Source organism: Herbidospora sakaeratensis (genome assembly GCF_001570525.1).
Classification (GTDB): Bacteria; Actinomycetota; Actinomycetes; order Streptosporangiales; family Streptosporangiaceae; genus Herbidospora; species Herbidospora sakaeratensis.
In genome coordinates this window covers 71,118-98,075 of record NZ_BBXC01000024.1, presented here as the reverse complement: position 1 = coordinate 98,075, position 26,958 = coordinate 71,118, and the positions used below count along the sequence as shown (strand labels likewise).

Sequence of the window (26,958 nt, the reverse complement as noted above, 5' to 3'; positions counted from 1 at the left end):
GTCTTGTCGACTTCCTTCGGGAGCGGAGAATCGTCCAGTCCGTCGCTCGCCAACACTGTGAATGCCGGGCAGCGGTTCGCGCATAGCAAAGCACCACAGTTCGATGTTGGCACATGTGTCCGGACCGAACGTCGAAGGCTTCGATGCGAGTTGCCAACATGTCGTCGATGCTCATTACGGACTTTACCAAAGTAGTCACAGCCCGTCACAGTTAGAGCTTCACGGAATCTCGACGCACTCCCACTGGCATCCCGCCCATATCGTCAAGACCCCAGCGTCTTGACCTTGGAGGGACCAGGGTGCGGGATCGTGGAAACCGTGGGATTTGAAATAGTGAAGTCCGTTTGTGCGTAATTTCCTCGGAACTCGGCTGGCAGGCTGTTGTCAGCAATAATTAGCTGAACTTTAGCCCGACGGATGCCAGCGATGGCGACTTGCTTGTTCGCGTCGACCAGAGCAACTAGCCGCCGGTATAGCGCCTTCGAAAGCGCCTCAGAATCGTTGACTGCCTGCCGAGGACTATCGATCAACATGAATGCAGGATAGCTGGTCCCGTCGTGTCTCTGCGCAACGGCCAACAGCGTCGCCCAGTATGCCATCTGGGCCGCAGTCGTGATTCCTCCACCTCGGGGGCCAAAATCAGACCACGGAATACCATTTATAATCGGCAGATAAGTTGTCGTACTGATCGACGCAGCAGTGATACCGGGGACGCCCAGCAGTGACACTGTACTCTCGTACTCTTCGTTGAGGTCGGCAAAGATCTGCTCGCGCCGTTCGTTAAGCGCCTCTTCCATCCGACGTAGTACTGCTTTAGCCTCCTCGCGTTCCGATCGGAGTTTACGGGCCACCCGTTCGATGTCTTGCAGCCGATCCCATTGCCGCAAGGTACCTTTCATCTGCTGCTGAAGAGCGCGAGCTTCAGCAAGTTGCTGGCTCAAGTCTGCAAACGCCTGCAGTCGCGGCGTGATGCGTTCTCGGGTCCGACGCTCAAGTAAAGCTGCCAACTCGTCGACCCGCAGCCTTCCGGCTGCTTCCGCGCTTGTCGCCTGTTCCAGTTGCCGGGACACCGAATGCAGTTGGTCGCCGATCTCATTAAGCTGGTCTCTGAGCTGTTTAGCCTCGTATTGATCGAACTCCGTGACGCCCCCGGGTGTCGGGTCGGGCTGAAGGCAGACCCGGCACGCACCAGCCGGCACGTCGCGGGCCCCCAGCGCTTGGACGCAGCGGGGACATACTTCAAACTCGATGCTGGCAAGACGGTGACCTGCATCGACTATCCGGCCCAGACGGTCGAGATCGCCCTGAATACGACGACGCTCCAGGTGATATTCGCCTTCCCGTCGCTGAAGGCTGATTATCAGCGATCGGCTGTCAGCAACGGAGCGCTCGGCATCAGCAAGTAGGTCGCGGATTACCTGTGTCTCTCGGTCACTGATCGGGTCGAGGGTGTCGCGTAGTTCTTCGAGTCGTACAGTCGTCTCCCCTTCCGCGACCACCGCTTGTTCCACGGCGGCCTGTGCATGCTCCCGCGTTGTGGTGTTACTGACAGCTAGAAAAGAGGCCACATTCTTGGCCTCCACCTCAGCTATATCGATCTTGCCTTTAAGCTCATTGATTAGCGAGCGCTGATTTAGCGCCTCGGCATCAGTAAGGCCAAAAAGCAGCTCAAAGACAGCCTTGCGTTTCGGCTCTCTAACCGATTGGTCACTATGGGCAATTTCCCGATTGATCTCCCGTTGCGGAACATAGAGGAACCCAAAAATGTCCATAAACGAGATGCGTGTGCCTGAGTTGCTGCTCACGGTGGTACGTGATGCTGCCCGCATGTCGTCGGGGAGCCCGAGCGCAGACATCAGCAGGCTATTAAGACGGGGTTCGGTCTTGGTCGTGTGGTGATCCGGCAGCCGTTCCTGCGTGATTAGGTCGGTGACCCGCACTATCTTGCGTTTACCCGGATCAATCGTCCGCGCCAACCTATACCTGCTATCACCCAGGGTGGCGTCTATCCGAACCTCAACAACGTAATCGCGGGCAACTTCCGCGATGTCAGCTTCACCTCCGAAACCGAACTTGACCAATTCCAGCAGCGTTGTCTTACCGACACCTGTGGGTCCAGCGAGTACGGAGAGGTCTGATGGAAAGGCATACCTCACATCACCCTCGGTGGTTGCGAGGGTGACCGCGTCGAGTCTAAACGTCGTTGTCACTGGATAACCTGTCGGTGCGGGCGGTCCATAAGATCCGCCAGTCGCTGATAGATCAAATCCTTTAAGGCAGACCCCGTGAGCCCTGCGCTCGCCTCTGCAATCGCCTGACTGCGACCGCCTATCGCTCGCCACTCATTGCTCGACGACATCTGCGCCGCCAGTCGCTTCCCGGCCGGGGTGGCTACGAGTGCGACGCTCCCTCTCCGACCTGCGGCGTAGCGAACGAGGCCTCGTCCGACCAACGCCCCGATCACCGGGTAATATCGGTCGTCCCAAGGCCCAAACTTATATCTGATCATGGGCGCTTCTACCGCTGTCGGCTCGGCGAGATCATGTCTGGTGAGCTCGAGTCGAGCATCGCGTGGGTCAAGCTCATCTAGCACGGCATGGGCAAGTGCTGGATAGCGCAACAGGAAGTCGAGCTTGGCCAGCTTCGTAAGTCCGTCAAGCTTCCTGCTGTGCCCATCTGAGGTGCAAACCGCCGTGATCAGAAGAAGCACTCGAGCCTGGTGATAGGCAAGGTCTTCCTGGAGCAGAGCATATTTGTCCGGCTCTGGAGCGGTCTCGTTCATGCGACCTGCCCTTGCTGGGCATTGGTCATAGCGGCTTCGACATCGAACCGGTCGCTGAACCACACCTGGCAGCGGCTCGACAGATCGCAAATGCCGCCGAGCGCCAATTCCTCGTCCATCTGCTCGGGCCATTTGGTAACCGGGGTATCGCCGATGCGGGACTGAATCTCTGTCCACAGCCGGCCTCCCCACTGCTGGTCTGACTGCCTTACCGCTTCGGTCGCCTCATCGCTGATGCGCAGTAGGATTCTACGGGTCGCATTGTGCTCGAGTCTGGCCGAGTGATCGACTTCCTCTTTGGCACGCCAGAAGTCGCGATAGTCCAAACGGAGTTGCTCACCCCGCTCAATTGCGTTGTCAGAGCAGCCCCCAGCGGTCATCTTCAACCCAAGCCGAGTGGGCGGCAGCACCGGCGGTGGCGAGAAGGATGCGGTAATCGCCGTGGCTGCGAGCTTAATAGCTATGACAATGTCTGGGATGGCTACGATCCGGGACACGAGATCGCGTTCGCCACCATTGGCCTGACCATTTGCCGCAGGGCGCCATTTCATGAGTAGCGGAAGCCCACCATGTGGCATAGGGCCCGCTGCCCTCATGCGCTCGCGGAACAGACCTAAAACTGCATTCCAAACGTGCGCGGCTTTCGCCTCGTCATGACCCAGCAACCTCAGGACGGGCACAACGTACATGGTCGGTGCTGCATGGGCGACTTCTTTGCGCAGGGGTGGGTCGATATCGACCTCGAGGATCGCCAGAAACCGCATAGCTTGCTCAATGTGCAACTGCGTTGGCGTCGTCACAGGCTGCTCTTTCGTGCCTGTCCACGTTTCAGGTAGCCCCGACTCCTGCTCGCCCGCCTTATACTCGAGGAGGCACTTGACGAAATCGTCCAAAGCGGCCTTTTGATCGCCGTCCAGACTCATTGGCACCTTGCCCAGGCGCTGGCTTCGGAGGGTCACTGCGGCGCTAATGAGGTCTTTAGCTTTGTTCTTCAGGCCGGCCGTAGTCACCAGACGACAGGTCGGCTTCTCGAGCAGCGCGCACCAACGCCCGAATAGGTGCCCAAAACCTCCCTTGGTCACAAGCATGTTCACAGTGGTGTAAGCACCAAAGGAACGTTCTCGATGCTTAGCCGAGATTAGCTCTGCGTCGTCGCCGACACAGGCGACCCAGTCTTCGTGCAACTCACATATGATTCGGCAGAACGGTCCCTCGCTGAGAGGCCCATTGCCTAGTGCGTCGAAGAGCAGACGCAGCCCATGGGCAGCTGCCATTGCGGCCTGCCAGTCGTATCGATCAGCCGTTTCTGCGCCCGAGTCGTCTGGCTGCACAGTCGACACGACCAACTCAACAGCGGTGGCCGAAATCCCGGGCTGATCGTCTGACACTCACAGGATATTAAGCGAACCATCCCAGCTTAGCTATCCGCATCGTGAATCGGCAGCAACTGTCGGCTCATCCCTCTGCTGGAGCTGTGGCACCCCTGGCCGCCGCGTGCCTCGCTTGGCGCGCCGCCACCGCCCCCGGTTACGCGACCTTCCTCATTCCTTGCCCCTCAGCCCGCCATCCGATGGACCTGGGCGAAGCCCTGGGCCTCCGATCGCCCCCACCCTGAGCCGGACATCGTCCACCGCAAGGCGATCGTAGGGAGATGCGTCTACGGACCTAATCACCTGGGGAAACATCACCAAGATCATCCCGTGAATATCCCGTGATCAACGACATGCAGCCGCCCACGACGGCTTACGGCTGCACACCCAAGAAATGATCACCCAGGCCACCCGCCATCATCAGGGCAGGTCAGACCACGTTTCCCAAGCTAGGCGGAGAGCGTGGGATTCGAACCCACGAGGAACGTCACCGCCCCTAGCGGTTTTCAAGACCGCCGCCATCGTCCACTAGGCGAGCTCTCCAAAGCACCCACCGAAGAGGGCACCACAGAACGCAACCCTACTCTCTCCCGCCCCCACCAGAAGACGGGAGAGCCACGCCACTAGATGTGATCCGGAATCTCGGAGTACCGCCGCTCCCCGACCCCCGGCCCCCCAGCGAACCCGTCCCCAACAGAAGCGGCCAACCGCAGGAACGCCGCCCGAGTAGGCTCCTGCAACCTCTCCAGGTCGATCTCCGCCCCTTCTTCGAGGTGAGGGTCGTAAGGCACCCGAACCACGGCCCGGCACCGTGCCGCGAAGTGCGCCTCCAGCCGCTTGAGGTCCACAGTCGACTTCGACCGAGGCCGCACGCTGCACAACACCACTGTCGCCGACCGAACGAGATCCCCGTAGTCGTGCGCCTCCAGCCAGTCCAACGTCGCCGAAGCCGCCCGGGCCCCGTCCACGGAAGGACTGCTCACGAGTACCAGCTGGTCAGCCAGGCCAAGCACGCCGGACATGGCCGAGTGCAGCAAGCCGGTCCCGCAGTCGGTGATGCAGATCGAGTAGAAGTTCTCCAGAACCGCCGAAACCGCCTGATAGTCCGAAGCGGAAAAAGCCTCAGACACCGAAGGGTCCCGGTCAGACCCCAGGATCTCCAGCCGCGACGGCGTCTGCGAGGTGAAGGCCCGGATGTCGACGTACCGCCGGATGTCCCCGCGCTCGTTCAGCAGGTCACGGATGGTCGCCGAGGTCTCCAGCTCGACCTTGTCGGAGAGCGTTCCACGGTCGGGGTTGGCGTCGACGGCGATCACGCGGTCGCCGCGGACCTGTGCCAGCGTCGCGCCGAGGCCCACGGTCGTGGTCGTCTTGCCGACGCCGCCCTTGAGGCTGAGCACCGCGACGCGGTGGTGGCCGGCCGAGACGGGAGTGCGCGCTCGGGCGACCAACTCCTGCCGACGGCGCACTTCGGGCGCCTCGCCGGGCTTTATCAAGCCGGCCGTGGCCTTGAAGACGACGCGGCGCCAGCCGGTGGCCGGGCCGTCCTTGCGGCCCTTCAGCAGGGTCGCGGGGTCGAGGCTGTCGGCCGAGGGCTTCGACGAGCGGGGCACGAGGGCCCGCGACGGGGTGGAGAAGGCCGGTGCGGGCAGGTTGTCGGGCTGGCGGCGGCGCGCCTGGTAGGGCTCGCGCTCCGCGATCTCGCGCGACTCCGAGCGCGACTCCGAGCGCGGCTCCGAGCGCGGCTCCGCGATCGGTGGTTGCACTTCTCTCGTGTACGCGTCCAGCGCCTCGCGCGCCGACGACCGGAAGGCCTCTCCGGGGCCAGGGGCCGGCTCAGCCGGTTTGCTGAGGTTCTCCCGCAGGGATCCCCTTAACGGCTCCTCGGCGTCGCGGATGGGGCGGAAGCGGTCGCCCGGGTCGGTGTCGTCCGGGGCCGGGGTCTCCTCGGGCTCGGTGCCGGGCCAGGAGAACCGGCCGGAGTCGTTGTCGGCACGCGAGTCGGAGGGCAGCTGGAACGGCCCGGAGTCGGAATCGGTCCGCCCGAAAGCCCCCAGATCACTCTCGGGGCGCGAGACCCGATCGGTGTCGCGGGTGAACCGGAAGCCGCCGGAGTCCGAATCGCTCTCGGTACGCAGCCCGAAGGTCCCCGGGTCGGTGTCGTTGCGCGCGTAGCTCGCCAGATCGGACACGGTCTCGGGCGAGAACCGGCCCGTCTCCGCGTCGGGGCGGGGCTCGTCGGACACCGGCACGGCCGGCTCCAGCCAGCCGCGTACCGGCTCGTCGGAGAGGTCGGGCTCGGCCGGTGGCCGTTCGCCGAATGCTCCGACGTTGTAGGAGTCGGTGTCGATCGGAGAGTCCCCGAACGCCCCTCGTCCGGTCCCGAACGGCAGCGGGTCGAGCGTCTCGACCCCGTTGTCGGGCGCGGGCGGCTCGTCGACCGCGGCGACCGCGCGGAACGGGGCCGGCTCGGCCGGCACCGAACGCCATGGGTCCTTCGGGTATGGCGAAGGCACCTCGTCGGTCGGCGGCGCCGGCTGCTGGGACGCAGCCAGCGACGACGCCGTCACCGCGGACACCGCGATGTCGACCTCGTCGGGCATCTCCTTGATCGCGTCGAGCCAGGCCAGCTGGTCTTCGAGCGAGTGGGGATCCTCACGATCGTGTCGTGCCACCGTGTTTCCCCCTCGGGATGGGCTAAAGGGGCAGCAAACACATTGCAGATTAGCGCCCCGTATACAGGCGAACGCGGCCAACCGTCGAGTTGGCTGCTCGGTTACTTTAGGTCACATGCGTGCGATCGTGATTTCAAGCCCCGGCGGACCGGAGGTCCTGGAGTGGCGCGAGGTGCCGGATCCCGTCCCCGCCCGAGGTGAGGTGGTGATTGAGATCACGGCGTCGGCCGTGAATCGGGCCGACCTCCTGCAGCGGCAAGGACTCTACTCGCCTCCGCCCGGCGCGTCTGAAATTCCCGGGTTGGAATGTTCTGGGGTGATCACTGAAGTCGGCGAGGGTGTCGACACTCTCACTGTCGGTGACGAAGTCACGGCCCTGCTGGCCGGCGGCGGATATGCCGAAAAGGTGGCAGTTCCGTGGCAGCAGGTGATGCCCGCCCCCACCTCCCTGGCCGAGTCGGCCGCACTGCCCGAGGTGGCGTGCACGGTCTGGTCCAATGTCTTCATGGCCGCGCGCCTGCGCAAGGGCGAGACCCTGCTCGTCCACGGCGGCGCCAGCGGCATCGGGACGATGGCCATCCAGCTCGGCAAGGCGTTCGGGTCGCGGGTGATCGTCACGGCGGGTTCGGACGCGAAACTCGAACGATGCCTGGCGCTCGGCGCGGATAGAGGAATCAACTACCGAGAAGAAGATTTCTCCCAAGTACTCAAGGACGACCGCCCCGACGTCATCCTCGACATCATGGGCGCCAAGTACCTGAAGCCCAACGTCGCGGTCCTGGCCAAAGGCGGGCGGCTGGCCATCATCGGGATGCAGGGCGGCACGAGGGGCGAGCTCGACATCGCCGCCCTGCTGCAGAAGCGCGCGACCGTGATGGCCACGGCCCTGCGCAGCCGCACCCCCGACGAGAAGGGCGCGATCTGCCGGGGCGTGGCCGACAGCGTGTGGCCGCTGGTCAGCGCGGGTGCGATCACGCCGGTCGTCCACGCTCAGATACCGATGGAACACGCTGCGGAGGCCCACCGCATGCTCGAAGCCGGCGACCACATCGGCAAGATCCTGCTAGTAGGTTGAGAGACATGAACGCTGACGAGAGCACTCCACACATCGTGGTTCTTCCGGCAGGCGAAGAGGCCCCGGACGGCGAGGAGCGGTCGGTCGCCGACCTGGTGGAACAGCCCGCGAAGGTGATGCGGATCGGCAGCATGATCCGCCAGCTTCTCGAAGAGGTCCGCGCGGCCCCCCTCGACGAGGCGAGCCGCAAGCGTCTCATGGAGATCCACCAGAGCTCGATCAAGGAGCTCGAAGACGGCCTGGCCCCCGAGCTCGTCGACGAACTCGAGCGCCTCTCGCTCCCGTTCACCGACACCAACGGCTCCCCGCCCAGCGAGGCCGAGCTCCGTGTGGCCCACGCCCAGCTGGTCGGCTGGCTCGAAGGCCTCTTCCACGGCATCCAGACCACCCTGTTCGCCCAGCAGATGGCGGCCCGCGCCCAGCTGGAGCAGATGCGCCGCGCCCTCCCGGGCGGCTTCTCCCAGGGCGGCCAGGACGACCCCGGCCACCGCGGCGCCTCGGGTCCTTACCTTTAGGCCTCTTCGTGTACGGGCTGGGCGACCCTCAAGGCACCCGGCCCGAACACGATCCGTTCACCCGTACAGCCGCTCCAGAACCAGTGCCACCCCGTCGTCGTCGTTGGCCGCCGTCACCTGGTCGACCGCCGCCAGCACGTCGGGATGGGCGTTGGCCACCCCGAACGACGTCCCCGCCCACCCCAGCATCGGCAGGTCGTTCGGCATGTCGCCGAACGCGACCGCCTCGGCGGGCGCGATCCCGTTGCGTTCGGCGAACCGGGCCAGCGCGGTCGCCTTGGTCACCCCCAGCGCGCTCATCTCGATCAACGCGCGCCCGCTCGAATGTGTGGGCGTGACCAGGCCCCCCACCAACGCCACGACCTGCTCGTAGAGATCGTCGGCGTCCATCGTGTGGTGATAGGCGAGCAGCTTCGCGCACGAACGCCCGAGCACCGAGGAAACGGGCGGCCGGCCGTCGCCGAAGCGCAGATCCCAGCCGCCCAGGGGAAAGTCGCTCTCGTAGGCGTAGCCGTCTTCGTACTCGACAGAAAAGGCCAGCGAAGGCACGGCGGCGCGCAGCAGGGCGACGGTTTCGGTCACCACCTCTGACGGCATCAGGTGGGCGTCGGCGATCGACTCGGTGTGGAGGTCGTAGAGGAGTGCGCCGTTGGCGCAGATGGCCAGCCCCCGGTGGTTGACGACGTGGGAGACGCTCGTCATCCAGCGGGGCGGGCGGGCGGTGACGAAGACCAGGGTCGCCCCGGAGTCCTCGACGGAGGCGAATGCGGCGGCGGTGCGGGCCGAGATGGTGCCGTCGGAACGCAGAGCGGTGCCGTCGAGGTCGGTGGCGACGAGGCGCGGTGGGGCCATAACAGCTCCCAGTTTGCCCTGTCAGCGAGACGCCCCGGTCAGGGGGATCTCAGGACAAGAATTCTCCCCCGGACTTGGAACACCGGGGGGCCGACATAGTGTTAGATGTGAACGCGTTGTATTAGCTGTTCCCGTAGCGAAAACCAGCTTGACTGTTATGAGCCACCCGGGGAGCTGTGCGACACACCGGGGCTCACGAGGTGTGTGCCCCAAGATTCACTTCCTTAGGGAGAGCGTTAATGGCTCAGGGAACCGTCAAGTGGTTCAACGCTGAAAAGGGCTTCGGCTTCATCGCCCCGGACGGCGGCGCGCCGGACGTGTTCGTGCACTTCTCGGCCATCACCGGCTCCGGTTACCGGAACCTGGAAGACGGCCAGCGGGTGGAGTTCGAGGTCACCGAGGGCCCGAAGGGTCCGCAGGCCTCGCAGGTCCGCGCCCTCTAGACCACTGACAACGGCGAAGGCCGGGGCTCTTCGAAAGAAGAACCCCGGCCTTCGTCGTGTTATTTGACGGGTTCGAGAACGTCGAGCCCCACAAAGGGCCGCAGCGCCTTGGGAACCACGACCGAACCGTCGGCCTGCTGGTGGTTCTCGAGAATCGCCACAATCCATCTGGTGGTCGCGAGTGTGCCGTTCAGCGTGGCCACCACGCGGGGCTTGCCGTCTTCGTCGCGGAAACGCACCTTGAGGCGGCGGGCCTGGAACTCGGTGCAGTTCGACGTCGAGGTGAGTTCGCGGTAACGCCCCTGGCTGGGGATCCAGCCTTCGCAGTCGAACTTGCGGGCGGCCGACATGCCGAGGTCGCCGGCGGCGGTGTCGATGACGCGGTAGGGCAGCTCGCACTTGTCGAGCATCTGCTTCTCCCACGCGAGCAGCCGCTGGTGCTCCTCGGCCGAATCCTCCGGCTTGCAGTAGGAGAACATCTCGACCTTGTCGAACTGGTGCACCCGGATGATGCCGCGGGTGTCCTTCCCGTACGACCCGGCCTCCCGGCGGAAGCACGACGACCAGCCCGCGTAGCGGTAGGGCAGCTGCGAGCCGTCGAGGATCTCGTCGGCGTGGTAGGCCGCCAGCGGCACCTCGGAGGTGCCGACCAGGTAGAGGTCGTCTTCGGGCAGCCGGTAGATCTCGCTGTCGTGGGCGATCGTGAAGCCGGTGCCCTGCATCGACTCGGGCTTGACCAGCACCGGCGTGATCATCGGCACGAAGCCGGCCTCGACGGCCTGCTGCATGGCCATGTTGAGCAGCCCGAGCTGGAGCCGGGCCCCGGCGCCGCGCAGGAAGAAGAAGCGCGAGCCCGAGACCTTCGCGCCCCGCTCCATGTCGATCGCGCCGAGCAGTTCGCCCAGCTCAAGGTGGTCGCGCGGGGTGAAGTCGAACTCCCTGGGGGCCCCTACGTGGTCGAGGACGACGTAGTCGTCCTCACCGCCGTGGGGCGCGGCCGGGTCGACGATGTTGGGCACCGACATCGACATGGCCTCGAGCTCGGCGCCGAGCTGCTCGGCCTCCGCCTCGGCCGCCTTCACCTGCGCCGCGAGATCCTTCGCCCGGTCGAGCAGCGCCTGCCGCTCGTCGCCGGACGCCTTGGAGACCGACTTGCCCACGTTCTTCTGCTCGGCGCGCAGGGACTCGAAGGAGCCCAGCGCACTGCGACGGCGCCCGTCGAGGGAGAGCAGCGTGTCGACGACGGTGTCGTCCTCCCCGCGGGCGCGCTGCGAGTCGCGCAGCCGGTCGGGATCTTCGCGTAGGGTTCGCAGGTCAATCACAAGGCAAACGCTACCGTTGCACGGAGCCTGCCCGCATTCGGCTTAGCCACCCGGCGGCCTCGGCGAAATCGGGGTCGCCGGTGCCGCGCTTGACCTGCGTCGGCACCTTGTCGGCCCGCGGATAGCTGCCGAGGAAGCGCAGATCGCCGGAAATGCGGTGGAGCCCCGAGATGGCCTCTCCGACCCGCGCCTCGGCGATGTGCCCCTCGCAGTCGAAGTGGAAGAAGTAGCTGCCGATCCCGTCACCGGTCGGACGCGACTCGATGCGGGTCAGGTTGACGCCGCGTACCGAGAACTCCGAGAGCATTTCCAGCAGCGCGCCCGCGTGGTCGTCGCGCAGGAAAGCCACCATCGACGAACGGTCGGCGCCGGTCGGCTCGGGCAGCGTGCCGGGGGGCGCGACCCGGACGAACCGGGTCACCGTGTCGTTGCGGTCGCCGATGTCGGAGGCCAGCTCGGTCAGTTCGTAGATCTCGCCCGCGATGGCCGGCCCGATGGCGGCGTCGTAGGGGGACTCGGGGTTGGCGATCTCCTGGGCCGCGCCGGCGGTCGAGGAGGCGTGGACGACCACGGCGCCCGGGATCTCCCGGTCGATGAAGTCACGGCACTGGGTGTGCGCGGCGGGGTGGGTGAAGATGCGCTTGATCTGCCGCATCTCGGTGCCCGGACGGACCAGAAGGGAGAACTCGACCGGCAGCATCAGTTCCGCCACGATCAGCAGCGGCTGCCCCCAGGCGAGCTCGTCGAGCGTCTGGGCGATGCCGCCTTCGAGCGAGTTCTCGAGGGGCACGACGGCCCCCTCGGCCTCGCCGTTGCGGACCGCGTCGAGCGCGGCCCTGACGTTGGCGCACGGCAGGCGCTCGGCCTCGGGCGCCAGTTGGCGAAGGGCGGCCTCACAGAAGGTGCCCTCGGGGCCCAGATAGGCGAGCTTTGACATAACACCAGGTTAGCCACAGTCGGCTGTGGAGTATGCGGAACTTTACGAGTTCAGCGGGCCGAGTTGCTCCAGAGCCCTCCGGCGGGTCGCAGCAGGTCACCGTCGGCCGCCTCGACCTCGGGCCCCAGCCCGAGCCGCGCGGCCCGCACCGCCTGCTCCTCCTCCGGAGAGAGCGGCTGGAGCCCCTTGCCGCCCCTTAGGGCCCTGACGTAGGTGCGGGTTTCGGTCCGTCCGTTGATGGACGTCAGCACGATCCCGTCGCCCAGCCCGTTGATCAGCGCCACCGAGAACGACAACCGCCCGGTCATCTCCTCCAGCGCGTCGTAGCGGAAGACGGCGACGTCGCGGATCGCCTTGGTGTCGACGACCCCCTCGACCGCCGCCCGCCGGGCCAATACGTCGAGGCAGTCTTGGACGGCGGCCCGCGCGTTGCGCAGCGAATAGAGCCCGATGACGACCCCGGTGAACCCGGCGAGCAACCCGACGATCACGAAAGCGGTAACCAGCACGCGACCGAGCGTAATGGCGCGGTCACGGTTTCGCCCGGGTTCGGGCAAGGATGAACACGAGCGCGATCGCCCCCAGCCCGAACGCGTTCTGCACGATCTTCCCCAGCGTCGGCGACAACACGGGGATCTCCCACATCTTGACGTAGGCCCCCCACCACGGAATGGGCAGCACGTAATAGACCCACGTGACCGCCTTCTGCCGGATCTCCGGCAGCGCCGCCAGCACGACCACGATCCAGGCGAGATGGTGAATCCACGCCACCGGAGACAACAACACGGCCATCAATCCGGTCAACGCCGTCGCGGTGACGAGGTGGCCATCGAGGTAATGGCGGCGGGCGGCGCGGAAGCCGTACCAGCCGATGAAGGCGACGGCGGCGAGCCAGAGCACGGTGGTCAGCGCATCGGGCCAGTAGAGCCGCAGCAACATCCCGCGCATCGACTGATTCGTGGTCGCCGTATTGGCCCCGAGCCTTTCCGAATCGAGCAGCGCCCCGAACCAGAAGTCGACGGCGTCCCGCGGAATCACCAGAAACGGAATGACCGTGAGCAGCGCCGCCGTTCCCGACGCCGTGAGGAACGTTTTCATCTCCTCATTCCGGTACGGCTTCCGCCACGCCACCAGCAACAAGAGGATGAGAAACACGCCGGGCGTGAGCTTCACCGCCGTCGCGATGCCGATGAGAATGCCGCGCGGCCACCACGGCCGTTTGACCACGACGTCGAACAGGCACAACGCGACGAGGAACAGATCGACCTGACCGAACCTGATCTGGTCGCGGATCGGCATCAGGTAAAGGCACGCGATCGTGACCAGCGGCAACCATTTCCGCTGCTCGGGAAAGGCCACCCAGACGACGGCGACCAGCGTTCCGATGATGGCCGCCGTCCACACCCACTGGAGCACCGGCCACGGCAACAGAGCGAGCGGCACCGCGAGCATGGCCGCGATGGGCGGATAGGTGAACGGCAGCAACTGCGGCGCCGGCGTGACCACGCCGTAGACGGGCAACCCGTCGAGCAGCGCCTGCCCGCCGAGCCGGTAGACGTCGAGATCGACGAGCCGCTGGTCATCGGGGTTGGTCAGCCAGTAGTGCACCAGCGGCGCGGCCGCGGCCACCACCAGCAGCAGGCCCGCCAGCGGCCACCAGCTCGTCCGACTCCGCGCAACGCTTCCCACGACGAGGCAGGCTACCGTTTAGCCCGCCGACCGCCCGCAGGGAAGGAGACCTCGTGCACGACCCCTCCACGACCGAGGCCGCACGGGGACCCGCTCTGGACACGGCGGTCTCTTCGGGCGGCGTCGCCGGCAGCCATCCGGCCTCGAACCCGGTTCGCCGCCCGAACAGGTTCCACCGGATCGTCTGGGTTCTGCTCACCGCCGCCCTGGCCGGGGCCTTCTGCCTGCCGGGTACCGCGCTCGCGGCCCCCCGGGGCCAGGTGGTGATCATCGGCGTCCCGGGGCTGGAGTGGGCCGACCTCAGCCCCACGCGCACCCCCAACCTGTGGAAACTCGCCGAGACCGCCGGTGCGGCCTCGTTGTCGACCCGGGCGGTGCCGCTCGTAGGCCGGGGCATCACGTGCCCGGTCGCCGGTTGGCTGACCGTCTCGGCGGGACAGCGGGCGGCCGACCTGAACTGCGAGCCGCCCGCCCGGCCCTCGGGCACCGCCGTGCCCGATTGGCGCTCGCTCGTCGCGCTCCAGGAGCACTCGTCGTTCCAGGCGCGGATCGGAACCCTCGGGCAGGCGGTCAAGGACGCCGGGGGCCGGGTCGCCGCCGTGGGCCCGGGGGCCCTGCTGGCCGCAGCCGACATTTCCGGAAATGTCACCACCTACGCCACCACCATCGCCGACCTCGACCCCACCGGTCACCAGCTCATCGTCACCGAGGCCCCGGAGATCTCCGACGCCTGGCTCGCCGCCGGCCTGAGCGACCGGGGCAGGGACCAGGCCGTCGCCGCCGCCGACGTCACCGTCGGGGCCATCCTCGCCAAGGTTCCTCAGGGGGCCACGGTGCTGGTCGGGGGGGTCTCCGACGCGCGTACCACCGCCCATCTGCACGTCGCCATGGCCACGGGGCCCGGGTTCGGGAAGGGGCTGCTGACCGCGTCGTCAACCCGGCAGGTCGGGCTGGTCACCATCACCGACCTGACCGCGACCGCGCTGACCGCCCTCGGCCTGCCCGTGCCCGACGGCGTCGTGGGCCGCGCCTGGACCTCGACGACCGAGCCCGCCACCCCGCAGGCCCTCGCTGACGACGATCTTGCCAGTCAGGTTCTCAGGGACGTGCGCGAGCCGTTCTTCTTCGCGCTGGTCATGATCCAGGTGCTCTTCTACGCCGTCGCGGCGGTGATCATGCGACGCCAGGTCGTCGCCGCCGGGCGGGCCATGATGATCGTCGGCGTCGTCAGCGGCGCGGTGCCCGTCTCGACGTTCCTGGCGCAGCTCGTGCCGTGGTGGAGCGTCGCCCATCCGATGCCCGCGCTGGTCGGCACGATCCTCGGCTTCGCCCTGCTCATCGCGGGGATGGCGTTCGCCGGGCCGTGGCGGCGCGAGGTGCTCGGGCCGCTGGGCGTGGTGGCGGGGGTGTCGTCGCTGGCGCTGCTGCTCGACGTCATGACGGGCTCACACCTGCAGGTCAACGCGGTGACCGGCTACGAACCGGTCACCGGCGGCCGGTTCTACGGCTTCGGCAACATGGCCTTCGCCGTCTACTCGACCGGCACGATCCTGTTCCTGGCCGCCGCCGCGCACTTCATCCGCCGTCGCGGGCTCGCGTTCGCCTTCTGCGGCCTGTACGGCCTGCTCGCCATCGCCGCCGACGGCTGGCCCTCCTGGGGGGCCGACTTCGGCGGGGTGCCGTCGTTCGTGCTCGGTTTCGCGGTATTCCTGCTGCTCCTGGCGGGGTTGCGGGTGTCGGTGGCCCGGCTGGCCCTGATCGCCGCCGGGGGCGCCGCGTTGATCACGGTGATCGCGCTGGCCGACTGGTCGCGCCCGGCCGAGCAGCGCACCCACCTGGGCGCGTTCGTCCAGCAGGTCGTCGACGGCGAGGCCGGCGGGGTGCTGGCGCGCAAGCTCAGCGCGATGCTCGGCACGCTGGGGAACTGGCCGCTGACCCTGCTCTCGCTGGTCGCGGTGGCGTTCCTGTTCCTGGTGCTGGCCCGGCCGCGCGAGATGAAGGTCGCCGCGCTGAGCGTGGCCTACGAGAAGGCCCCCGAACTGCGGGCCGGGTTGATCGGCGCGCTGACGGCGGCGTTCGTCGGGTTCCTGATCAACGACTCGGGGATCGCGATTCCGGCGATGGCACTGACGGTGGCCGTACCGCTGACACTCGCGGCAGTCGTACGAGCAGAAACACCACCACAACCAGCAGCAGCCACGGAACGACCTGAGACCTGACCACCTCCACCAGCCACTCCGACCCGGCGGGCTGGTCGAACTGGCGCGCCGGCAGGTAGGCCAGCGACAACAACGAGATCCGGGCGACCAGGACGTAGTCGAGCCACGACCTCGGCACCAGGGCGAGCAGCGCGAACGCGAGCCCGTCATACCAGGGCAGCGCGTAGGGCGTGGCGAACAACCACGCGACGGAGAACGCCACGGCGACCCGCGTGGCGTCGAGCGGCGCCAGCGCCCGCAGCAGGAGCGCCGCCAGCGCGGCGAACAGGAGCAGCGACCCGATCTGGATCCAGACCTGGTAGGACCCCGGGCCGATCACCGCCTGGAGCCCGCTCTTGACCACGCTCCACGGCGTCGCGAGCGAGACCATCTTGCTGGCGTTGAGCACCTGCCCCAGCGAATGCGGCCCCGCCAGCCAGTAGGCCACCCCGGAGACCGCCAGCGCGGTCGCGGCGACCACCGCCAACCGGCCCAGGTTCCGGCGCAGCTCCCAGGCGACGCCGAGCGCGACCACCCCCACGGTCACCTTGGCCGCGACCCCCAGGCCGAGGAAGACGCCCTTGAACCGGGTGACCAGCGCGGCGACCACGAAGGCGATGGCGAGCGTGTCGGCGTGCATGCCGCCGACGAGATGGTGGACGACCAGCGGATTGGCCGTCCACAGAACCACCCCGCGCGACCCGAGCAGCCAGGCGACGGCGAGGAAGGCGGCGGCGTTGACGAGCGCCATCACGAACACGGTCAGCCGGACGGAGTCGCCGCCCACGAGACTCGCCAGCGCCTGCACCCCGGTCGTGACGGGACCGTAGACACTCGGCGTCGTGGCCCACTCCTCGACCGCCCCGACAACGGGGTCGCCGGGGAATCGGTCGGGCGTGACCGAATAAGGGTCGTGCCCGAGGGCCGCCAACCGGCCGTAGGCGGCGTAGTTGAGGTGGTCGGACGACCCGATCGGCGGCAGGAAGGCCAGGAGCAGAACCGCCACGACCCCCAGCCACCGCAACACCCGCAACGAAGGCGCGCCGTAGAGCCCGAGCAGCACCCCGGCGGTCCCGAAGACGACGACCGCCGCCCCCAGCCCGATGACCGGCCATCCGGGCAACCCGGCGTCGAAGAAGACGGGCAACCACCCGGACCCGGTCAGCCGGGGCTGCAGCGCCGACGGCCCGAGCAGGGCCAGCAGCACGGTCAGCCCAAGGGCCGCCGCCACACACCAGACGGCCAGCCTGCCCGCAGCCACACGCTCCACGCCGAGAAGCCTAGGGCCGCCCGCCCGGCGTCAACCTGCCCGGAGGCAACCTGTGGACAACTCCCAGCCTGTGGAAAACCTCGTCAGGCCATCTGAGGTCAGGTCGATTCCGGCATCCACCAACCGAAATTTCGGGCGCGAAAGCGCCCGAAACAAACAGGACCCTCAGGAACGGGTGTTCGGCCGCAGACCTTCGATCGTCTCCATCGCCTTGACCACCGTCGGCTCGCGGGCCGCCAGCGCCCGTGACACGTCGCGCAGTTGCTTGGCCCGGTGCAGCTGGGCCCGCCAGTCGGTGCCGGTGGCGCGATGGGCCATCTCCACCTCGACCTCCACGACCCGGAACCCCTTCCGGACGAGGTCGATCGTCAACCCGGTCTCCACGCCGAACCCGGCCGCCAGCGGACGGGCCGCCTCGAAGGCCGCGCGGGTCAGGCAGCGCTGGCCGTTGAGGGGCTGGGCCGGGTCGAAGCCGGTCAGCCGTTTGATGCCGTCGCGGGCGACCCTGACCACGACGCCGTGGCCGCCCAGCTTCACGCGGGTGGTGAAGGTCGCGATGGTCATGTCGGCCATGCCGTCGCGGACCGGTCCGATCAGGGGGGCCGCGGCGGCGGCCGTCTCCCCCAGGTCGGCGTCCAGAAAAAGCAGGTTGCAGTCTTCGTCGAGCAGCCGCACGGCTTCGGCGCCGCTCTCCATGGCGGCGGCCTTGCCGCGGTTGCGGCTGTGGCGCACGACGCGGGCGCCGGCGGCGCGCGCCGCCCGCCCGGTCTCGTCGGACGAGCCGTCGTCGACCACGAGGACGATCGAGACGCCGGGCAGGCGCAGGGCCGCGGTCACCGTCGTGGCGATGCGGTCGCCCTCGTCTTTGGCCGGGATGACGACCGCGGTGTCGGAGCGGGGGGAAAGGTCGCTCATCCGGTCGGGTTGGCCAGCTCCGCGGGCACGCTCTCGTGCACGGTGAACACCGAGTCGAGACCGGTCACCTGCAGGATCTTGCGGACCGCCGGACGTGGTGCGGCCACCTCCAGCACGCCGCCGCGTTCCTTGAGCCGCTTGAGAGCGGACAGCAGCACGTTCATGCCGGTGGAGTCACAGAACTCCACGCCGGACATGTCGATGACGACCCGGTCAAGCGCGGTCTCTTCGAGCACTCGGGTGAACTCCGACTGCAGGCGAGGCGCGGTATAGAGGTCGATTTCTCCGATTACGGCCATCACAGCGTGACCCGCATGCGATCGAGTCGAGACTTTGAGCTCCACAGCGCGCACACTAGCGCCGGTCGGGCGCTGGGTCACGTTCCTCTGGGATTACCGAAGAGTCGTCCGCCCTTTGTCCCCGATTTCGGTCCCATGTAAACGCAGAGTGCGCGAAGCTTGACGCTAAGGAACCGGCTCCCGCCGGAGCCCGAGGAGGAGCGGCGCTCATGAACACGGAACTTCCCGAAGATCCACAGAGACGTCGGCTTCGTGAGCGGCTGGAAGTCATCCAGATCCGCACCGACAAGGCGAGTTCATGGCGTGACGCGGTCAGACCTCTGCGATACCTGTTGAACCGTGAGGGCTTCGTACCGATCAAGACCCGGCTCGCCTCGACCGACCTCGACTTCCTGGAAGCCTCCCGAGACGATCTGCTGGCCTTCTCCGAGTTGTCGCTGCGGCTGATCGACCTGCACCAGCCGCGCGACGCGGGCGGCATCACGAGCGACACGGCCCATCCGATCCTGCGCTGCCGCAGCTGCATGTGGCGCTGGCCGTGCCCGACGTTCCGGGCGATCACCGAGGCGTTCTCGATCGGTCACGACCTCGGTTCGTAGCGGTAGCCGACGCCCCACACGGTGATGATGCGGCCGGGGTCGGTCGGGTCGCGTTCGATCTTCTCCCTCAGTCGGCGAACGTGGACGGTGACCGTCGAGGAGTCGCCGAACGCCCAGCCCCAGACGCGGTCGAGCAGGTCGGTGCGGCTGAACGCCTGGCGCGGGTTGCGCAGCAGGTAGACCAGCAGGTCGAACTCGCGGGCGGTCAGGGTGACCTCCGCGTCGCCCAGGCGCACGTGGCGGGCCCCGACGTCGACCACGAGGTCGGCGTCGCGCAGCACCCCGGTTCCGGCCGGCACGATCGATCCACGGGCCCTGCGGAGCACCGCGGCGACGCGCAGGGCCAGCTCACGGGGGCTGAAGGGCTTGGTGACGTAGTCGTCGGCGTCGGCGTCGAGGTCGACGGCCAGGTCGATGGCCTCGCCGAGCATGATCACCGGGACCGGCCAGCGGGCGCGCAGCTCACGGCCGACGGCGAGCCGGTTCATGTCCAGGATGAGCAGGTCGGGCGGTCCGGTGAGGGCCAGGGGATCACACTCGACCTCGTGGCCGTCACGTTCGAGATAACGTGCGACGACCTCGGCCACGGCGGGGTCGTCGTCGACCACGAGAATGACGGTCACGACCCAAAGACTAGGTCGCACGGCGATCGCCGAACGCGTAGTTTGTTGGCCATGACCCGTACTGTTCTTGCGGTCGTGGGGATCATCATCGCCATCTGGCTGGTGACCGGATTCATCATCCCCGCGCTCTTCGCGACGCTGAAGTTCCTCCTTGTCGTCGCGCTGATCGCGGCGGTCGTGGTCGGTGTGATCACGCTGGTGGGCAAGAAGTAACGCATGTTCGTCCAGGCCCTGCTCGGCGCGCTCGCGATGCCCGGTGGCATCGCGTTTCTCGCCGTGCTGGGCCTGCTGCTCGTCGCGTGGGCGCTGCGGCTGCTGGCCGCGGCGCCGCACGTCGCGCACGCGCCGCTCGGCGCGGGCGTCGAAGCCGTGCTTGTACGGCTCCGCCGCCCCAATTCACCGGGCCGCACAAGGTCGAGAGCTCCGACAGGAACCCCGGCGCCCCGCTGATCGCCATTGATCGGCAGGGGTGCCTTCGTCATGCCCAAAGCGAGATGCAGACGGCCGAAGGCCGGCTGTGGCTCGCGCTTTGAATCTGCCTCGAAGGCACGACGAAAGGTTCCCGCATCGTGTTCGACTTCATCCTCGGCCCGGCCTATGACGCCACGGCGGCGCTGGCCGGCCTCGTCGGCGCCGCCCCGGCGATCGTGCTGCTGACCCTGCTGGTCAGGCTCGCCCTGCTCCCCCTGGGGATCCGTCAGGCGAAGCTCCAGCGCATCCGCCAGAAGCTCGCCCCCGACCTGGCGAAACTCCGCAAGCGCCACGCCGACGACCCGGAGCGTATGGCAAGGGAGGTCCAGGCCCTCTATGCCGGCGCCGGGACCTCGATATTCGCCGGCGTCGGGACGGGCCTGGCCCAGATCCCGTTCGTGTTCGTGTTGTACAACCTGTTCACCCACCCGGTGATCGCCGGGCAGCAGAACGTCCTGATGACCCACAGCGCACTGTCGGTGCCCCTGAGTGAGCACCTGGGGGCGGTGATCGCCCATTCCGGTTTGTTCGGCGGGCCCACCCTGGTGTTCGTCGGCCTCCTCGTGCTCATCGCACTGGTGGCCTGGCAGTCGTCCCGACTCGTGATCGGGACGCCTGAAATGCCCGGAAGCGGGCTGTTGAAACTACTTCCCTACGGGACCGTGCTCGCCGCCGCGTTCCTGCCGTTCGCGACGGGCGTCTACCTGCTGATCAGCACCGCATGGACGACGACCGAACGGCGACTACTCACCGCTTAGACGACTTCGCGCAGTGCGCTTATTTCGGACTCACCTGACTGCCCGTTTCGGGCAGGCTGCGGGGCGTGGACGATGGCCCAAACAGTCGTCGTCTCGCCCTCGTGGCGTACTCCCCAGCGCTCTGCCAGGAACTCGACGATGCCGAGCCCCCGGCCCCCCAGAGACGAGAGGGTAGGCCTTCCGGCACGCGGCTCGGTGGTCGCCCCACCGTCGCTCACGGCCACTTCCACATGTCCGTCACCACAGGCCCATGTGACTCTGAGCTGCCCAGACGCGAGGGGGTGTGCGTGGCGCAGGGCATTGCTCAACAGTTCGCTCATCACCAGGACCGTGTCGTCGACCGCCGCTTCGAAAACCCCGGAAGCGAGCAGGTCGGCGCTGAGGCGTTGACGCGCCACAGCCACGCTCGACAGAGCGTACGGCAGCATGACGACGCTCGACGCACTCACCTCCCCGTTCTCCCGAACCCCCTGAAGATGGTCACCCCAGTAAGACCGAAATGCCCCGTTCGCTGACCGTGGAAACCGAGCACTGATTACAGCTTGTGCACATTGGACAATAGGTCAGCTTCGGTGTTACCCCGGCCTTACCGCCCCGGTGTGTCGGGTGCGGTGACAAACCCCTCTCTGCGCAGCACGAACTGCATACGTGTACCACCCTCGGGTCGAGGCAGTGCGGCCACCTCCCCTCCTTGGGCCCGCGCGAGGCTCCGGACGATGTAGAGACCCAGCCCCACCCCGCCGAACCGGCGGCGGTCGCCGCTCTCGCCCTGGACGAACCGCTCGAAGACGCGCTCGCGGTCGGACGGGGCGATGCCGATGCCCTCGTCGTCGACCGTGAGGACCACCCGGGACTCCTCCGACCAGGCCGAGACCTGGATGAGGCCGCCGTCGGGGGAGTACTTGAAGGCGTTCTCCAGCAGCTGGTCGAGCAGTATGTCGGTGGCGAGCGCGTCGCCGCGTACGAGCGGAAGATCGTCGGGCACCCGCACCTCGACGCGGTGGCGGTCGGAGAGCACCGGCAGGCCCAGAGTCGCGGCCCGCACGCGTTCGGCCAGGTCGAAGGCCTCGTCGCGGACCGACGGCTCGGCGGCGCCGGCGCGGGCGCCGAGCAGGAGGTGGTCGATCAGCCGCCCGAGCGACTTGGCGCGTTCGGCGATCGTGTGGACGTGGGCCCGCCGGTCGCCGTCGGAGAGCTTGTCCCACCGGTCGGCCAGAGTGCTGGCGAAGCCGGTCACGACGGTGATCGGGGTGCGCAGCTCGTGGCTGGTGGTGGCCAGGAACAGGTCCTTGGCCTCCTCCAGCTCCTTGGCGCTGGTGATGTCGCGGAAGTCGGCGACGATCTCACCGGTCTCGGGGATGGTCGCGCACAGCACGTCGAGCCAGCGGCCCGATTCGAGCTGGAAGGTCAGCTTCTCGCCGGGGGCCGGCAGGTCGAAGGGCGGCGGCTTGCCGATCACGTCGTCATAGGCGTAGCCGGTCAGCTCGGCCGCCTTGGGGTTCCAGCGCATGACCGTGCCGCTCTCGCTCAGCACGGCGATGCCGTCGGCGCTGGCGTCGAAGACCGCGCGTTCGTGCGCCCGCTGCCTGACCGCGTCCTGGTAGGCCACCGCGTTGCCGACCGCGATGCCGGCGTGCCCGGCGAGCAGTTCGAGCAGCTCGAGTTCGACGTGGCCGGGCTTGCGCCGGGCGAACAGGGCGTAGAGGGCGCCGTAGGGCCGCCCGCCGACGGCCGCGATGCCGACCGCGATGGTGTGCAGCCCGTCGAGCTGGGCCCAGATCAGGTCCTGCAGGCCCTCGGGCCCGGTTTCCAGGATCACCGGCTTGCCGGTGCGCAGCAGCTTGCCCACCAGGCTGCTGCCCAGGTCGGCGGTGGCGCCCTTCATGCCCTCGGGCAGCCGGTGGGAGCTGACCAGCCGGAGCTTCTCGCCGTCGATCAGCACGAACCCGCCCGCGTCGGCCCCGGTCAGCTCGGTCAGCGAGCCCGCGATCCGGTCGAGCACCACGTTCTGGTCGAGCTCGGCGTTGATGTCGCCGACGACGTCGGTGAGGCGGCGGACCAGCTGGGCGCGGCGGACCGACCGGGCCCGCGCGGCCTCGTTGTCTTCGCGCTGGTGGTAGACGCCGACGTAGCCGAGCAACGCGCCCGAGGGCGTGCGCAGCCCGCTGATGTCGGCCTGCACCTCGATGAGCGTGCCGTCGCGCCGGAACCTGCGGGTCCTCAGCTGTACGGTGCCACCCGTGCGCACCCGTTCGAGCACCGCGTTGTGCTCGGCCATCAGCTCCTCGGGCACGAAGGGGGGCCGGCGGCCGAGGATCTCGTCGGCGGGCCAGCCGAACAGCCGCTCCGCGGCCGGGTTCCACGTGACCACCGACAGATCGCGGTCGAGGGCGACGATGGCATCGGCCGCGCTGGCGACTACCGCCCGCGCGATCCCTTCGTCCTCGTCATCACGTTTGTCCCAGTGGTCACATTCCACGGGTCCATCGTGCCGCTTTTCCGATCGTGATCATGACCTTTTCCAATGCTCCGCTACGCTGCCCTCGAACCCGGGGAAGGGAAGTGCCATGGACGCGTCGGCCGCATCGGGCGACCTGGAGGCACTGCTCCGGGTCACCTCGCCCACGTACGTAGGGGAATCGGCACCCGACATCGCCTTCGGCACCCACGAGACCCCCGCCGGGCGCCTCGTGCTGGCCGTCACGGCGAAGGGTGTGATTGCCACCACATTCGACGACGAACACGCCGTTTATGAACGCGTCTACCGTGAGGTCGGGTCGTTCATCGGCCACGACCCCAAGCGCCTCGACCCGCTGAAGCGGGAGATCGACGCCTACTTCGACGGCCGGCTGCGGACCTTCACCCTGCCGTTCGACCTCCGCCTGGCGACCGCCTTCGCCCGCAGCGTGCTCCAGATGATCACCTCGGTCCCCTACGGCACGACCACCACCTACGGCGAGGTCGCCGCCCGCATCGGCCGGCCGCAGGCGCTGCGCGCGGTCGCCAACGCGGTCACCGAGAACCCCGTCTGTCTCCTGGTTCCGTGTCACCGGGTGGTCGAGGGGCCGGGCTCGCCGGGGGCGTACGCCGGTGGAAAAGCCGCCAAAGAACTGCTGCTGAACATGGAAATCGCTTAGCGCAACGGGTCTGTCCCCACACGGTAAACCTGTGATCACTCAATGTGATAGTAATCTCACGCCGAGCAATCACCAGGTCACTAGTGGGGAGTGGTCATGCTGGGGTTCATCGTCGCCGTGGGGTCGGCGATCGCCGTGGTGGCACTGTCGGCGTTCCTGTTCCGCAGGTTCGGCGCCGGAAGTGAAGACTCCGACCCGGGCGGCCCGTCGGTCGGTCACGCCGGGTCGATGTTGTCGGCGCTGTTCCTGCTGGTCTTCGCCATCGCGATCGTCGTGCCGTGGACGACCGCCGACTCGGCCCGCCAGAACACCTACACCGAGAGCCAGTCGGCCGTCGAGGCCTACTGGGCCGCAAACGAACTGCCCGGGCCGGCCGCCACGCAGATCCAGGCCGGGCTGCGCGACTACGTCGGCTTCGTGGTCGACCAGGAGTGGCCGCTGATGGCCGACGGCCAGCTCAGCGCCGAGGGCACCACCCGGCTCAACACGCTGCGCGCCCAGGTGTCCGGTCTGATCGTCGACGGCGAAGACCAGGAAGACGCCAAGGCGGCCGTCATGGACCAGATCTCCCAGCTGAGCTCGTCGCGGCGGCAGCGCGCCGCCGACGCCGGGGCGACGCCGCCGACGATCCTGCTGGTGCTGACCGTGGTGACCGGCCTGATCGTGCTGGTCTTCCCGTTCCTGGCCGGGGCCCGGCCGAAGGGGATGGCGCTGCTGCCGATGCTGGCCATGGCGGCGCTGCTGGGGGTCGGCATCTACATGGCGTTCGACATCGTCCACGTGTTCGACGGCGGGCTGGCCGTGAAGCCCGACGCGTTCACCAGCGCGCTGGCCGAGTTCGGCCGCATATCGGGGTTGAGCTGATGAACAGCCGCATCACCGCCGCCACGCTGGGCTTCCTGATGTTGTCGACCCTGTCGGTGGCCTCGGCCCCGGCCGCGACGGCCGACGACATCATCGGGGTGGGCCTCGACGTGGGGCCGGGCGTGGGCGTGTGCGTCCAGGTCGGGGTGGTCCTCGACGTGGAGCTGGGGGTCGGCGTCGGCCAGCAGCCGCCGTGCGACCAGCCGCCTCCGCCGCCGCCACCCCCGCCGCCGCCACCGGCCGAGGAGGAACAGCCACCTCCTCCACCGCCGGCCGAAGAGGAACCGCCGCCGCCCCTGCCGGAGGAACCGGAGGTGGAGCAACCGCCGCCACCGCCGCCGGCCGAGGAGCCACCACCGCCTCCGCCACCGCCACCGCCCCCGCCGCCGCCTCCTCCGGTGAAGGAGTCGACGCCGAGGGCCGAGCGCCCGGCCAGGGTCGTTCCGGTACGTCTCCCGAAACCGGCCCCGACCACGAAGAAGCCGTCTCCGCGTCCCAAGCCGACCCCGTCGGCCACGCCGGAGCCGCGCAAGCCGAGGGTCGCGGCCGTGGCCACCCCGCCGAAGCGGGAGAACCCGCTGAAGTCGGTGCTGTTCATGGTCGTGTTGTCGACCGTGATCGCGTCAGCCGCGGCGGTGGCGTTCACCCGCATCAGATAGACGTCGCGGCCGAGCGCCGCGTGAGGCCCCGATCGCCAGCGTGACCAGCGCGGCGACCAGGAACGAGCCGAGCGCGGCGCTCATCCAGGGCGCGGGGGTGAACCCGAGGGCCTCCCGCGCCGACGTCCAGATGGCCTCCCACCACCCGATGTCGGGCAGCGCCCCGAGCATCCACCAGGTGGCGAACCCGAGCAGCCACGGCACGGTCATCAGCCACCGCGACGGCGCGTGGTCGGAGGTGTCCCACCCGCGCGACCCGCCGAGCAGGAAGTAGTCGACCACCAGCACGGCGAACATCGGCACGAACACCGCCCCGATGATGCCCAGGAAAGCCGAGTAGGTGTCGGCGCTCACGAAGATCGCCAGCAGCGTGACCAGCACCCCGATGACGACCGAGAGAATGCGCCGGTCGACCCTCGGCATCAGGTTCTGCAGCGACATCGTCACCGAGTAGACGTTCACGAACGACTGGTCGGTCTCCCGCAGCACCAGGATCCCGAAGAACACCGCGCCGAGCGACGCGGTGACGAACGGGTCCCACACCTTGTTCGTGTCGTTCCCCACCAGCGCCAGCGCCGCGATCCCCAGCGCCAGGCAGGCCACCTGCGCGATCGTGTACCCGCCGACCACCCCGCCGAACGCCGCCCGCGAACTGCGGGAGAAACGCGAGAAGTCGGCCGCCAGCGGCACCCACGAGACGCTCAACGCGATGACGTAGTCGACGGCCGGCGTGAACGCCTCCCACGACCCCGCTCCGAGCGAGGGCCCTCGGGAGATCAGCTCGTACGCGAAATAGAGCATCGCGACGACGACGCCGACGGTGACGTACCGCCGCAGGATGCGCACGGCTCCCAGCGGCTTGATGGTGAGCGCCGTGGTGATCACCCCCGCGATGACCACCCAGACCGCATAAGGCACCGTGACGCCGAACTGCCCCGCGATGGCCTGCGCACCCTGGGCGATGACCCAGAGCTCGAAGGCCCCCCAGCCCAGCATCTGGATGATGTTCAGCACTGTCGGGAGATAGGAGAGCCGCGCCCCGAAAAGCCCTCTGAGCAGCATCATCGCCGGCGCACCCGTCTGGGTGCCCGGGATGGCGGCCAGGCCGACCATGGCCGTGCCAATGAGACTGCCCACCACGGCGGCCGCCAGGGCCGCGACGAAGCTCAGCGGACGGTCGCCGAGGGGGTTGACGAGTGCGATCGCTCCTGAGAACCCGAGCAGTGACACTCCGAGGTTGGCCCAAAGGGCACCCTGGTCGAGCAGGCCGAGCGTCTTCGGCGGAGCTTCGTGCAGGGTGAGGGGGGCCTCGGAATCGACGACGGCTGTCATCACACACGCTCCCTACGCCGGCATTACCCGGACAGGTTCATGCGGTCGGCGACGCTGGTCGCCCTCTCAGCCCGGTTACGCCCGAGCTCCCGCGGTTCTTAGGTTGTCGCGAACCGGGACCAGCCCGGTTCGCCCCCACATGATGCATCATGCTCACCCGTTCGACCACCCCC

At 67.8% G+C, this 26,958-nt stretch carries 26 protein-coding genes, 1 tRNA gene, 1 pseudogene and 1 riboswitch; of the genes and pseudogenes, 11 read left to right on the top strand and 17 right to left on the bottom strand.

The window, feature by feature from the left end:
• Positions 1-263: 263 nt before the first annotated feature.
• The 5 genes from AW271_RS39125 to AW271_RS34265 form a co-directional block, all read right to left on the bottom strand.
• Positions 264-2,210, bottom strand: a complete 1,947-nt coding sequence (locus tag AW271_RS39125) for an AAA family ATPase (protein WP_083977636.1) — start codon at positions 2,208-2,210, stop codon at positions 264-266.
• Positions 2,207-2,782: a hypothetical protein gene (locus AW271_RS41745; RefSeq protein ID WP_083977634.1), complete on the bottom strand. Its 576-nt coding sequence runs from the start codon at positions 2,780-2,782 to the stop codon at positions 2,207-2,209. Before AW271_RS41745 ends, AW271_RS39125 begins: the two co-directional genes overlap by 4 nt.
• Complete coding sequence (locus tag AW271_RS34275) at positions 2,779-4,170, bottom strand: hypothetical protein (RefSeq protein WP_157554925.1); 1,392 nt, start codon at positions 4,168-4,170, stop codon at positions 2,779-2,781. Before AW271_RS34275 ends, AW271_RS41745 begins: the two co-directional genes overlap by 4 nt.
• A gap of 436 nt (positions 4,171-4,606) precedes the next feature.
• A tRNA-Ser gene (locus AW271_RS34270) sits at positions 4,607-4,695 on the bottom strand.
• A gap of 80 nt (positions 4,696-4,775) precedes the next feature.
• Positions 4,776-6,827 carry a nucleotide-binding protein gene (locus AW271_RS34265; RefSeq protein ID WP_245653337.1) on the bottom strand — a complete coding sequence of 684 codons (2,052 nt, stop codon included), beginning with the start codon at positions 6,825-6,827 and terminating at the stop codon, positions 4,776-4,778.
• A gap of 115 nt (positions 6,828-6,942) precedes the next feature.
• On the opposite strand from AW271_RS34265, the gene AW271_RS34260 reads away from it, so the two are divergent.
• Together AW271_RS34260 and AW271_RS34255 are read left to right on the top strand one after the other, a co-directional pair.
• Positions 6,943-7,902, top strand: coding sequence for an NAD(P)H-quinone oxidoreductase (locus tag AW271_RS34260; RefSeq protein WP_062341812.1), 960 nt, complete (start codon positions 6,943-6,945; stop codon positions 7,900-7,902).
• A gap of 5 nt (positions 7,903-7,907) precedes the next feature.
• Positions 7,908-8,417, top strand: a complete 510-nt coding sequence (locus AW271_RS34255; RefSeq protein WP_062341810.1) for a bacterial proteasome activator family protein — start codon at positions 7,908-7,910, stop codon at positions 8,415-8,417.
• A gap of 57 nt (positions 8,418-8,474) precedes the next feature.
• Here AW271_RS34255 and AW271_RS34250 read toward each other — a convergent pair whose 3' ends face one another.
• On the bottom strand, positions 8,475-9,269 hold the full coding sequence (locus tag AW271_RS34250) for an HAD family hydrolase (protein ID WP_062341808.1): 795 nt from the start codon (positions 9,267-9,269) through the stop codon (positions 8,475-8,477).
• A 239-nt stretch (positions 9,270-9,508) separates the two neighbouring features.
• Between AW271_RS34250 and AW271_RS34245 the strand changes: the two genes are divergently transcribed.
• A complete protein-coding gene (locus tag AW271_RS34245; RefSeq protein WP_030455233.1) occupies positions 9,509-9,712 on the top strand; it encodes a cold-shock protein in 204 nt (67 codons plus the stop codon).
• Between the two features lie 59 nt (positions 9,713-9,771).
• On the opposite strand, the gene serS is transcribed toward AW271_RS34245, so the two are convergent.
• The 4 genes from serS to AW271_RS34225 are packed head-to-tail and all read right to left on the bottom strand — an operon-like array spanning position 9,772 to position 13,600.
• Positions 9,772-11,034 carry a serine--tRNA ligase gene (gene serS, locus AW271_RS34240; protein WP_062341806.1) on the bottom strand — a complete coding sequence of 421 codons (1,263 nt, stop codon included), beginning with the start codon at positions 11,032-11,034 and terminating at the stop codon, positions 9,772-9,774.
• 10 nt (positions 11,035-11,044) lie between these two features.
• Complete coding sequence (pheA, locus tag AW271_RS34235) at positions 11,045-11,971, bottom strand: prephenate dehydratase (RefSeq protein WP_062341804.1); 927 nt, start codon at positions 11,969-11,971, stop codon at positions 11,045-11,047.
• Positions 11,972-12,021: 50 nt separating this feature from the next.
• Complete coding sequence (locus tag AW271_RS34230) at positions 12,022-12,480, bottom strand: DUF4446 family protein (RefSeq protein WP_062341803.1); 459 nt, start codon at positions 12,478-12,480, stop codon at positions 12,022-12,024.
• A 22-nt stretch (positions 12,481-12,502) separates the two neighbouring features.
• Complete coding sequence (locus tag AW271_RS34225; protein WP_245653336.1) at positions 12,503-13,600, bottom strand: glycosyltransferase 87 family protein; 1,098 nt, start codon at positions 13,598-13,600, stop codon at positions 12,503-12,505.
• 113 nt (positions 13,601-13,713) lie between these two features.
• Here AW271_RS34225 and AW271_RS34220 point away from each other — a divergent pair, with 113 nt between their 5' ends.
• Positions 13,714-15,879, top strand: coding sequence for a hypothetical protein (locus tag AW271_RS34220; RefSeq protein ID WP_062341799.1), 2,166 nt, complete (start codon positions 13,714-13,716; stop codon positions 15,877-15,879).
• Between the two features lie 502 nt (positions 15,880-16,381).
• Here AW271_RS34220 and mptB read toward each other — a convergent pair.
• The 3 genes and pseudogenes from mptB to AW271_RS34205 all read right to left on the bottom strand — a co-directional run.
• Positions 16,382-17,065, bottom strand: a pseudogene (gene mptB, locus AW271_RS43325) (polyprenol phosphomannose-dependent alpha 1,6 mannosyltransferase MptB); the annotation flags it as partial.
• A gap of 228 nt (positions 17,066-17,293) precedes the next feature.
• Positions 17,294-18,043, bottom strand: a complete 750-nt coding sequence (locus AW271_RS34210) for a glycosyltransferase family 2 protein (RefSeq protein ID WP_062341794.1) — start codon at positions 18,041-18,043, stop codon at positions 17,294-17,296.
• Positions 18,040-18,387 carry an STAS domain-containing protein gene (locus AW271_RS34205; protein WP_030455225.1) on the bottom strand — a complete coding sequence of 116 codons (348 nt, stop codon included), beginning with the start codon at positions 18,385-18,387 and terminating at the stop codon, positions 18,040-18,042. The genes AW271_RS34210 and AW271_RS34205 overlap by 4 nt, the downstream gene beginning before the upstream one ends.
• Positions 18,388-18,674: 287 nt before the next feature.
• Between AW271_RS34205 and AW271_RS34200 the strand changes: the two genes are divergently transcribed.
• The gene (locus AW271_RS34200; RefSeq protein ID WP_245653335.1) at positions 18,675-18,941 is read left to right on the top strand and encodes a hypothetical protein; all 267 of its coding nucleotides are present in this window, start codon (positions 18,675-18,677) and stop codon (positions 18,939-18,941) included.
• Here the strand turns inward: AW271_RS34200 and AW271_RS34195 are convergent.
• Complete coding sequence (locus AW271_RS34195) at positions 18,923-19,564, bottom strand: winged helix-turn-helix domain-containing protein (RefSeq protein WP_157554923.1); 642 nt, start codon at positions 19,562-19,564, stop codon at positions 18,923-18,925. The genes AW271_RS34200 and AW271_RS34195 overlap by 19 nt on opposite strands.
• A 51-nt stretch (positions 19,565-19,615) precedes the next feature.
• Between AW271_RS34195 and AW271_RS40990 the strand changes: the two genes are divergently transcribed.
• The 3 genes from AW271_RS40990 to yidC all read left to right on the top strand — a co-directional run bounded on the left by AW271_RS40990 (position 19,616) and on the right by yidC (position 20,793).
• Positions 19,616-19,777: a hypothetical protein gene (locus AW271_RS40990; RefSeq protein WP_169806442.1), complete on the top strand. Its 162-nt coding sequence runs from the start codon at positions 19,616-19,618 to the stop codon at positions 19,775-19,777.
• 3 nt (positions 19,778-19,780) lie between these two features.
• Entirely contained in the window at positions 19,781-20,014 is a 234-nt protein-coding gene (locus AW271_RS34190; RefSeq protein WP_062341789.1) for a hypothetical protein, read from the top strand.
• Positions 20,015-20,133: 119 nt separating this feature from the next.
• On the top strand, positions 20,134-20,793 hold the full coding sequence (gene yidC / locus AW271_RS34185; RefSeq protein ID WP_063818202.1) for a membrane protein insertase YidC: 660 nt from the start codon (positions 20,134-20,136) through the stop codon (positions 20,791-20,793).
• Here the strand turns inward: yidC and AW271_RS34180 are convergent.
• Both AW271_RS34180 and AW271_RS34175 read right to left on the bottom strand, forming a co-directional pair.
• The gene (locus tag AW271_RS34180; RefSeq protein ID WP_231515593.1) at positions 20,790-21,242 is read right to left on the bottom strand and encodes an ATP-binding protein; all 453 of its coding nucleotides are present in this window, start codon (positions 21,240-21,242) and stop codon (positions 20,790-20,792) included. The genes yidC and AW271_RS34180 overlap by 4 nt on opposite strands.
• A 137-nt stretch (positions 21,243-21,379) precedes the next feature.
• Positions 21,380-23,272: a PAS domain S-box protein gene (locus AW271_RS34175; RefSeq protein WP_062341786.1), complete on the bottom strand. Its 1,893-nt coding sequence runs from the start codon at positions 23,270-23,272 to the stop codon at positions 21,380-21,382.
• Between the two features lie 88 nt (positions 23,273-23,360).
• Between AW271_RS34175 and AW271_RS34170 the strand changes: the two genes are divergently transcribed.
• The 3 genes from AW271_RS34170 to AW271_RS41280 all read left to right on the top strand — a co-directional run bounded on the left by AW271_RS34170 (position 23,361) and on the right by AW271_RS41280 (position 25,453).
• Positions 23,361-23,930: a methylated-DNA--[protein]-cysteine S-methyltransferase gene (locus tag AW271_RS34170; protein WP_062341784.1), complete on the top strand. Its 570-nt coding sequence runs from the start codon at positions 23,361-23,363 to the stop codon at positions 23,928-23,930.
• 96 nt (positions 23,931-24,026) lie between these two features.
• A complete protein-coding gene (locus AW271_RS34165; RefSeq protein WP_062341964.1) occupies positions 24,027-24,794 on the top strand; it encodes a bestrophin-like domain in 768 nt (255 codons plus the stop codon).
• Entirely contained in the window at positions 24,794-25,453 is a 660-nt protein-coding gene (locus AW271_RS41280; RefSeq protein WP_062341782.1) for a hypothetical protein, read from the top strand. Before AW271_RS34165 ends, AW271_RS41280 begins: the two co-directional genes overlap by 1 nt.
• Here the strand turns inward: AW271_RS41280 and AW271_RS34155 are convergent.
• Positions 25,418-26,785, bottom strand: coding sequence for a purine-cytosine permease family protein (locus AW271_RS34155; RefSeq protein WP_062341780.1), 1,368 nt, complete (start codon positions 26,783-26,785; stop codon positions 25,418-25,420). The two genes, AW271_RS41280 and AW271_RS34155, sit on opposite strands and share 36 nt — an antisense overlap.
• Positions 26,777-26,888: riboswitch (TPP riboswitch) on the bottom strand. It overlaps the preceding gene by 9 nt.
• Positions 26,889-26,958: the final 70 nt, after the last annotated feature.

Excerpts from the sequence above, each read along its gene's own strand:
- AW271_RS34250 (WP_062341808.1), bottom strand. The coding sequence starts at position 9,269 with ATGGCCCCACCGCGCCTCGTCGCCACCGACCTCGACGGCACCGCTCTG.
- AW271_RS34255 (WP_062341810.1), top strand. The coding sequence starts at position 7,908 with ATGAACGCTGACGAGAGCACTCCACACATCGTGGTTCTTCCGGCAGGC.
- AW271_RS41280 (WP_062341782.1), top strand. The coding sequence starts at position 24,794 with ATGAACAGCCGCATCACCGCCGCCACGCTGGGCTTCCTGATGTTGTCG.
- AW271_RS34245 (WP_030455233.1), top strand. The coding sequence starts at position 9,509 with ATGGCTCAGGGAACCGTCAAGTGGTTCAACGCTGAAAAGGGCTTCGGC.
- AW271_RS41745 (WP_083977634.1), bottom strand. The coding sequence starts at position 2,782 with ATGAACGAGACCGCTCCAGAGCCGGACAAATATGCTCTGCTCCAGGAA.
- AW271_RS34190 (WP_062341789.1), top strand. The coding sequence starts at position 19,781 with ATGTTCGTCCAGGCCCTGCTCGGCGCGCTCGCGATGCCCGGTGGCATC.
- AW271_RS34165 (WP_062341964.1), top strand. The coding sequence starts at position 24,027 with ATGCTGGGGTTCATCGTCGCCGTGGGGTCGGCGATCGCCGTGGTGGCA.
- AW271_RS40990 (WP_169806442.1), top strand. The coding sequence starts at position 19,616 with ATGACCCGTACTGTTCTTGCGGTCGTGGGGATCATCATCGCCATCTGG.
- AW271_RS34210 (WP_062341794.1), bottom strand. The coding sequence starts at position 18,043 with ATGAGCGACCTTTCCCCCCGCTCCGACACCGCGGTCGTCATCCCGGCC.
- pheA (WP_062341804.1), bottom strand. The coding sequence starts at position 11,971 with ATGTCAAAGCTCGCCTATCTGGGCCCCGAGGGCACCTTCTGTGAGGCC.
- AW271_RS34170 (WP_062341784.1), top strand. The coding sequence starts at position 23,361 with ATGGACGCGTCGGCCGCATCGGGCGACCTGGAGGCACTGCTCCGGGTC.
- AW271_RS34155 (WP_062341780.1), bottom strand. The coding sequence starts at position 26,785 with ATGACAGCCGTCGTCGATTCCGAGGCCCCCCTCACCCTGCACGAAGCT.
- AW271_RS34260 (WP_062341812.1), top strand. The coding sequence starts at position 6,943 with ATGCGTGCGATCGTGATTTCAAGCCCCGGCGGACCGGAGGTCCTGGAG.